The sequence below is a fragment of the Shinella sp. M31 genome (assembly GCF_049199205.1).
In the GTDB taxonomy this organism is placed as follows: Bacteria; Pseudomonadota; Alphaproteobacteria; order Rhizobiales; family Rhizobiaceae; genus Shinella.
In genome coordinates, this window is sequence record NZ_JBLZPH010000067.1 from 1 (window position 1) to 6,024 (window position 6,024).

Here is a 6,024-nt window from a genome sequence, read left to right on the forward strand (position 1 = left end):
GGTCGGCGCGGGCCAGTGGGAGGCCGCTCGCGCGCTCGGCCTGCATGACGGCCAGATCATCCGCCTCGTCGTGCTGCCGCAGGCGCTGCGCGTCATCACGCCGCTGACGACGTCGAGCTATCTCGATCTCACCAAGGACTCGAGCCTTGCCGTCGCCATCGGCTTTCCCGATCTCGTCAGTATCATCAACACCACCGCCAACACGACCGGCCAGTCGATGGAAGCCCTGATCATCCTGATCGGCGCCTTCCTCACCATCAACCTCGCGCTCTCCGCCCTCATGAATGCCTATAACAACCGCGTCGCGCTCCGAGGCTCGACCCGATGACGGCAGCCTCCCCCCGCCTCGTCCAGACCCTTCGAACCGGTCTCTTCGGCACGCGCGCCAATACGCTGATCACTCTTGCAACGTTGCTTCTGCTATCGCAGATCCTGCCGCCGCTGTTTCGCTGGGCGGTGCTCGACGCCACCTTCGTCGGCGACGCGGCGGCCTGCACCCGCGAAGGCGCCTGCTGGGCCTTCGTGACGGCGAAGCTGCGCTTCATCCTCTTCGCTTTCTACCCGACCGAGCTCATCTGGCGGCCGGCGCTGGTCATCCTGCTTCTCGCCGCCATCCTGACGGCAAGTGCGCTACCGCGCTTCTGGGGCCGCCCCCTGCTCGTCGCATGGCCACTGACAATCCTGGTCTGCTGGCTGCTGATGCAGGGCACGTTCACGTCGACGCCCGTCGCCTCGAACCAATGGGGCGGCCTGCCGGTGACACTCTTCGTCTGGGCCGTGTGTTTTGCCGCCGCGACGCCGATCGCGGTGCTGCTGGCGCTCGCCCGCCGCTCGACGCTCGGCGGCATCAGGACCTTTTCCGTGCTCTATATCGAGCTGATGCGCGGCACCCCAATGGTCGGTATTCTCTATGTCGCCATGCTGATCCTGCCGATGGCCCTGCCGGACGCGCTCTCCCTCGACAAGATGCTGCGCGCCATCGTGATGATCACGCTGTTCTGGGCGGCCTATATCGCGGAGGTCATCCGCGCCGGCCTGCAAGCCATTCCCACAGGCCAGCGCGAGGCGGCCACCGCACTCGGCCTCGGCTACTGGCGCACGCAGCGGCTCGTCATCCTGCCGCAGGCGTTCCGCATCGTCATTCCCGGCATGGTCAATCTCGCCATCGGCTTTCTGCTCGCGACATCGCTGCTCGCGGTCATCGGCATTTTCGATCTGCTCAACGCCGCCCGCGCCTCGGCTGCTGACCCGCAATGGCTCGGCTTCTTCAACGAAGCCTATCTGGTTGTGGCGATCATCTATTTCGTCATTTGCTTCGGCGCGTCGCGCTACAGCCGGTGGTTGGAGAGGCGCCTCGCATCCGGCGGAAAACACTCGTGATCAGGCGGCCCGAAAAACGCCACTGGCGATGAAAAATTCCAACAAACGCCGCGGGACAGAATATAATTTCTTACTGAAACTATAGAATTTATTATTCTACGCGTGACTGGACAGGCGATGCCCTGCCCTCCGATCGACAGACCGCACAGGCAGGATGGCCTTCATGACACAGACCGACAAGCCCCTCGATTTCCTCTGGTTCATTCCAAGCTCCGGCGACGGTTCCTATCTCGGTTCCGACGATCTCGCCCGTCCGGCCGATCCGGGCTATTTCCGCGAAATCGCCGTGGCCGTCGACCGTCTCGGCTATTCCGGCGTCCTGATCCCGGTCGGTGCTGCCTGCGAGGAATCCTTCGTGCTGGCCGCCGATCTCGCCGCGCGCACCGAGCGGCTGAAATTCCTCGTCGCCATCCGCCCCGGCACCGCAACACCCGCCTATTACGCCCGTCTCGCCTCAACGCTCGATCGCGTCTCGAACGGCCGCCTGCTGCTCAACATCGTCGTCGGCGGCAGCGCGCAGGAACTGGCTGGCGACGGCATCTTCCTGCCGCATGACGAGCGCTACGACCATGCTTCGGAATTCTTCCAGGTCTTCAACGAGCTGATCGAGACCGGCCATTCGACGCTCGACGGCAAATATATCAAGGCGATCGGTGCCAAGCTCGGCCTGCCGCCGGTGCAGCAGCCGCGCCCGCCGATCTATTTCGGCGGCTCTTCGGATGCGGCGATCGATTTTGCCGGCGGCCTCGTCGACAAATACCTGACCTGGGGCGAGCCGCCGGCACAGGTGGCCGAAAAGATCGCCCATGCCCGCAAGGCCGCCGCCGCCAAGGGCCGCGAAGCCTCCTTCGGCATCCGCCTGCATTTCATCGTGCGCGAGACGGACGACGAGGCCTGGGAGGCCGCCGACCGCCTGATCTCCAAGCTTTCCGACGAAGCCATCGCCTCCGCGCAGGACGTCCTGACGAAGAATTCCGATTCCGTCGGCCAGGCGCGCATGGTGGCTTTGCACAACGGCCGGCGCGACAAGCTGGAAGTGTCACCGAACCTCTGGGCCGGCATCGGCCTCGTGCGCTCGGGCGCGGGAACGGCCCTCGTCGGCTCGCCGCAGACCGTCGCCGCGCGCCTTCGCGAGTACCAGGCGCTCGGCATCGATACGGTCATCGCCTCGGGTTATCCGCATCTCGAGGAGGCCTATCGCGTCTCCGAACTGCTGTTCCCCGAGCTTGGCTTGCCCGGCCCGCGCAACCAGCTGCGCTCGTCCTTCGGCGACCACCAGGTCTTCGGCGGCGGCGGCCATGGCGGCAACGTCAAGCTGACCTCCGCATCCTAGGCCCCTTCGATCATGGCCGGCAGCCGCGAGAGCGGCGCCGGCCAAGCCGTATCTGCCGCTGAGAACGGACGCCGAAACAATTCAGATGATATAGTCCGGCTCGCTCAAGGTCTGGTCCATCGTAACGCCGGGCAAGGCCGAATGCGGCTTCCCCACCGGCCTGGCCGGAACGCCGACGACGGACGTATAAGGCGCGACGGGGAGGATGACGACGCTGCCCGCACCGATCTTGGCGCCGATGCCCACCTCAATATTCCCGAGGATCTTCGCGCCCGCCCCTATCAGCACGCCGCGCCGTACCTTCGGATGGCGGTCGCCGGTCTCCTTGCCCGTTCCGCCCAGCGTCACGTTCTGGAGAATGGAGACATCATCCTCCACGACGGCGGTTTCACCAATGACGAGGCCGCTGCCGTGATCGAGCATGATGCCGCGCCCCATCGAAGCGGCAGGGTGGATGTCGATTGCGAAGGTCTCCGAAATACGGCTCTGGATATGGCGGGCAAGGTGTCGCCGGCCCGTCGTCCAGAGCCAATGGCCCACCCGATAGGCCTGCAATGCAGAAAAACCCTTGAAGTAGAGAAACGGCGTCAGCACTTCGCTGTTGCTGGGATCGCGGTCCTTCACCGCCTGAAGGTCGGCCGCCGCCGCGCCAAGCAGGCCCGGCCTGTCCAGATAGGCGCTGTAGATCAGCGCCAGCAGCTCGTCGCGGTCGACATCGTGGTCGGCGAGCTTGATCGCGAGACGATGGGAGAGCGCATGGCCAAGACTTGCATGCATCAGCACGGACGACTTCATCGCCCGTGCCAGCGACTGGTCACGCTGCGCGGCCGCCGCCGCTTCCGTCGTCAGAGCCCCCCACAGCACGGTGACCGCACCGCGGGCGGCGTCCTCGACCGGGAGGAAAACCACATTGCTTTCGTGTCCGGGCACGGCACGTCCTCCTCGCGGAAATGGGATAAACGCCCCTTGTGGGGCGGGAACCCGTCTTCAGGCCTTGGCCGGCTTTTCGATGAGATGCAGCAAGTCCGGATGATGTTTTGCCGCGACATCCGGATGGGAACGCAGACGGCTCTTCAGATGATTGACGCCGACCTCGCGGAAGATCGGGTTGAGCGGATCGACCGTAACACCGCGTTCGCTGCGCTTGAGCTCTTCCGGCAAAGGGATGACCGGAATGGTCGCGTCGTAGCGTGCACCGAGGAAGAAGGCGACGGAGAAACGCTCCGTGCCGGCAGGCGGGGTCACGACATCGTGCACGTCGGCGCGCACGAAACCGTTGGTCGCCAGCTCAAGCAATTCGCCGCTGTTGATGATGAACGTACCGGGCACCGGCGGCGCCTCGATCCACACGCCCTCTTCGGTGCGGATGCGCAGGCCCGGCGTCGTATCCTGCAAGAGCACCGTGACAAAGCCGCCGTCCTTATGCGCACCCACACCCTGGTCACTGCCGGCAGCCTCCCGGCCGGGATAGCGGATGATCTTCAGCAACTGCGAGGGCGAGGGTTCGTAGATCTCGGCGAAGGCGTTTTCCGGCTGGCCGAGCGACAGAGCGATGGCCTTCAGCACATCGATGCCGATGCGCGTGACTTCGGCCTGATAGCGCAAAAGCAGCGGCTTCAGCTCCGGAAGCACCTCCGGCCACTGGTTCGGCCCATAGAGACGGTTCCACGGCGTTTCCGGCCCGGCTTCGACCGGCGCGCCCTCCGTGTTGATGTCGAGCTGCTCGCGCCAGTCCTGCTCGCCGCGGGTTCGTTCGTAGCCCGCCCGGTTGTAACCGCGGAAATGCGGCGACTTGACCATTTCGATCGAAAGCTTGTCCGCCTCCGGCAGGGCAAAGAACCGCTTCGAGGCGGCAATCACGTCGTCGATCAGGCTCTGCGGCACACCATGGCCGGTGAGATAGAAAAAGCCGTGATCGTGCAGCACCCGGGTCAACTCCCGGATGAAGCCCGCGCGCTCGTCCGCGCTGCCATAGAAGCGGGAGAAATCAATGGTCGGCAGATGGACCGGTTTCGTATGGATGGTCATGGATACTCCTCAGAAAAACGATGGGGCCGGTCGCGTGCGGGAAACGACACAGGCAGGTGAAAATTTCTGCCGGCGCGTCCGCGCCGCTGTATCAAAGGGTGAGCACACTCCTGCCGACGATCTTGAAACCGTGGAGTCGGCATTCCGTCACCCGGGCAAATGTGTCCAGCAACTGCCAGCCGTGTAGAAATTTCATCGTGTTCGCCGAATAATTTCGCGCGATCGACCCACCGAATGCGGAGGCGGGCGTGCCACCGAGAGGCGGCAAGACAAGGAGGGGAACAAGAGCCGCCGGGAAAATGAGACGCGAGATATTCATGGCACTCTCTGAAAACAAGTTAATCACATAATCCATGGATTTACATTGTTTTCGAGGTCTCCTGTTCCAACCCTTCCCTGCCCTTTTAGTTTTTTCTCCTATGCAAGCGGCGTTAAGGGCACGATACGGCGAAGAACGAACAGCCAGATAACGCCGCAGCGCGGGAAGATCCCGTTTCTACGGGCGATGCCGGTGATTTCGCGAGATAACTTTATTTCCTGGCTCGACACGGGTGCGCCGGAGAGCCGCCTCAAAGCAGGCGACTTCGTACGTACTTTGGAAAAGCGCCAAGGCCTCAAGATTGCCTGCGCGGAAGAAATTGCTACTGACCATCGCTCATACGGTAGACGAGCGCGACGAGTTTCTCCTGTGTCGTCTCCTCCGCCAGCGTATGCTGGTTGGACTTGAAACCGTATTCCTTCGATATACGGCTTTTGGCTCCGACTCAGGCGTGGTGCCGGATCATCGCCGACGACGGCCAGGCCGGGCTTGACGCAGATCTCTTTTCCAAAATCACGGTCGCGGCCTTACCGCCTCATCGTGAAGGCACAACCTGCTTCCATCGATCACGATGGCACTCATCGCTCAGCCCATGCGCTCGGAGGCGTAGGAGCCCGGCGAGGGCGGGAAGACGATGGTCTTGTTGCCGTTCATGAAGACCCGGTGATGGATATGGGCATGCACGGCGCGGGCGAGAACCTGGCTCTCCACGTCGCGGCCGATCGAGACATAATCCTCCGCCGACTGCGCATGCGTGATGCGCGCGACGTCCTGCTCGATGATCGGACCTTCGTCGAGATCCTCGGTGACGTAATGCGCCGTCGCGCCGATCAGCTTCACGCCGCGCTCGAAGGCCTGCTTGTAGGGGTTGGCGCCCTTGAACGACGGCAGGAACGAGTGGTGGATGTTGATGATGCGGCCCGACATCTTCTTGCAGACGGCATCCGACAGGACCTGCATGTAG

General features: G+C 63.4%; 7 protein-coding genes and 1 pseudogene. 4 read left to right on the forward strand and 4 right to left on the reverse strand.

Features of this window, described 5'->3' with window-relative positions:
- From ACOZKU_RS10415 to ssuD, 3 genes are all read left to right on the forward strand, one after another.
- On the forward strand, positions 1 to 328 hold a 328-nt coding region (locus tag ACOZKU_RS10415; RefSeq protein WP_421578805.1), incomplete at its 5' end, for an ABC transporter permease subunit.
- Positions 325 to 1,380: an amino acid ABC transporter permease gene (locus ACOZKU_RS10420; RefSeq protein ID WP_421578806.1), complete on the forward strand. Its 1,056-nt coding sequence runs from the start codon at positions 325 to 327 to the stop codon at positions 1,378 to 1,380. The genes ACOZKU_RS10415 and ACOZKU_RS10420, both read left to right, overlap by 4 nt.
- Before the next feature lie 163 nt (positions 1,381 to 1,543).
- Positions 1,544 to 2,713: an FMNH2-dependent alkanesulfonate monooxygenase gene (ssuD, locus tag ACOZKU_RS10425; RefSeq protein WP_421578807.1), complete on the forward strand. Its 1,170-nt coding sequence runs from the start codon at positions 1,544 to 1,546 to the stop codon at positions 2,711 to 2,713.
- Between the two features lie 81 nt (positions 2,714 to 2,794).
- Here the strand turns inward: ssuD and cysE are convergent, their stop codons facing one another.
- From cysE to ACOZKU_RS10440, 3 genes are all read right to left on the reverse strand, one after another.
- A complete protein-coding gene (gene cysE, locus ACOZKU_RS10430; protein WP_421578811.1) occupies positions 2,795 to 3,622 on the reverse strand; it encodes a serine O-acetyltransferase in 828 nt (275 codons plus the stop codon).
- A 78-nt stretch (positions 3,623 to 3,700) separates the two neighbouring features.
- A complete protein-coding gene (locus ACOZKU_RS10435) occupies positions 3,701 to 4,741 on the reverse strand; it encodes an isopenicillin N synthase family dioxygenase (RefSeq protein ID WP_421578808.1) in 1,041 nt (346 codons plus the stop codon).
- Between the two features lie 91 nt (positions 4,742 to 4,832).
- Positions 4,833 to 5,096 carry a hypothetical protein gene (locus tag ACOZKU_RS10440; protein WP_421578809.1) on the reverse strand — a complete coding sequence of 88 codons (264 nt, stop codon included), beginning with the start codon at positions 5,094 to 5,096 and terminating at the stop codon, positions 4,833 to 4,835.
- Positions 5,097 to 5,276: 180 nt separating this feature from the next.
- On the opposite strand from ACOZKU_RS10440, the pseudogene ACOZKU_RS10445 reads away from it, so the two are divergent.
- A pseudogene (locus ACOZKU_RS10445) lies at positions 5,277 to 5,384 on the forward strand (glucose-1-phosphate thymidylyltransferase); the annotation flags it as partial.
- A 261-nt stretch (positions 5,385 to 5,645) separates the two neighbouring features.
- Here ACOZKU_RS10445 and ACOZKU_RS10450 read toward each other — a convergent pair.
- Positions 5,646 to 6,024: formyltransferase family protein (locus ACOZKU_RS10450; RefSeq protein WP_421578810.1), on the reverse strand; the 379-nt coding region annotated here is incomplete at its 5' end.

Excerpts from the sequence above, each read along its gene's own strand:
- ACOZKU_RS10440 (WP_421578809.1), bottom strand. The coding sequence starts at position 5,096 with ATGGATTATGTGATTAACTTGTTTTCAGAGAGTGCCATGAATATCTCG.
- ACOZKU_RS10435 (WP_421578808.1), bottom strand. The coding sequence starts at position 4,741 with ATGACCATCCATACGAAACCGGTCCATCTGCCGACCATTGATTTCTCC.
- ssuD (WP_421578807.1), top strand. The coding sequence starts at position 1,544 with ATGACACAGACCGACAAGCCCCTCGATTTCCTCTGGTTCATTCCAAGC.
- ACOZKU_RS10420 (WP_421578806.1), top strand. The coding sequence starts at position 325 with ATGACGGCAGCCTCCCCCCGCCTCGTCCAGACCCTTCGAACCGGTCTC.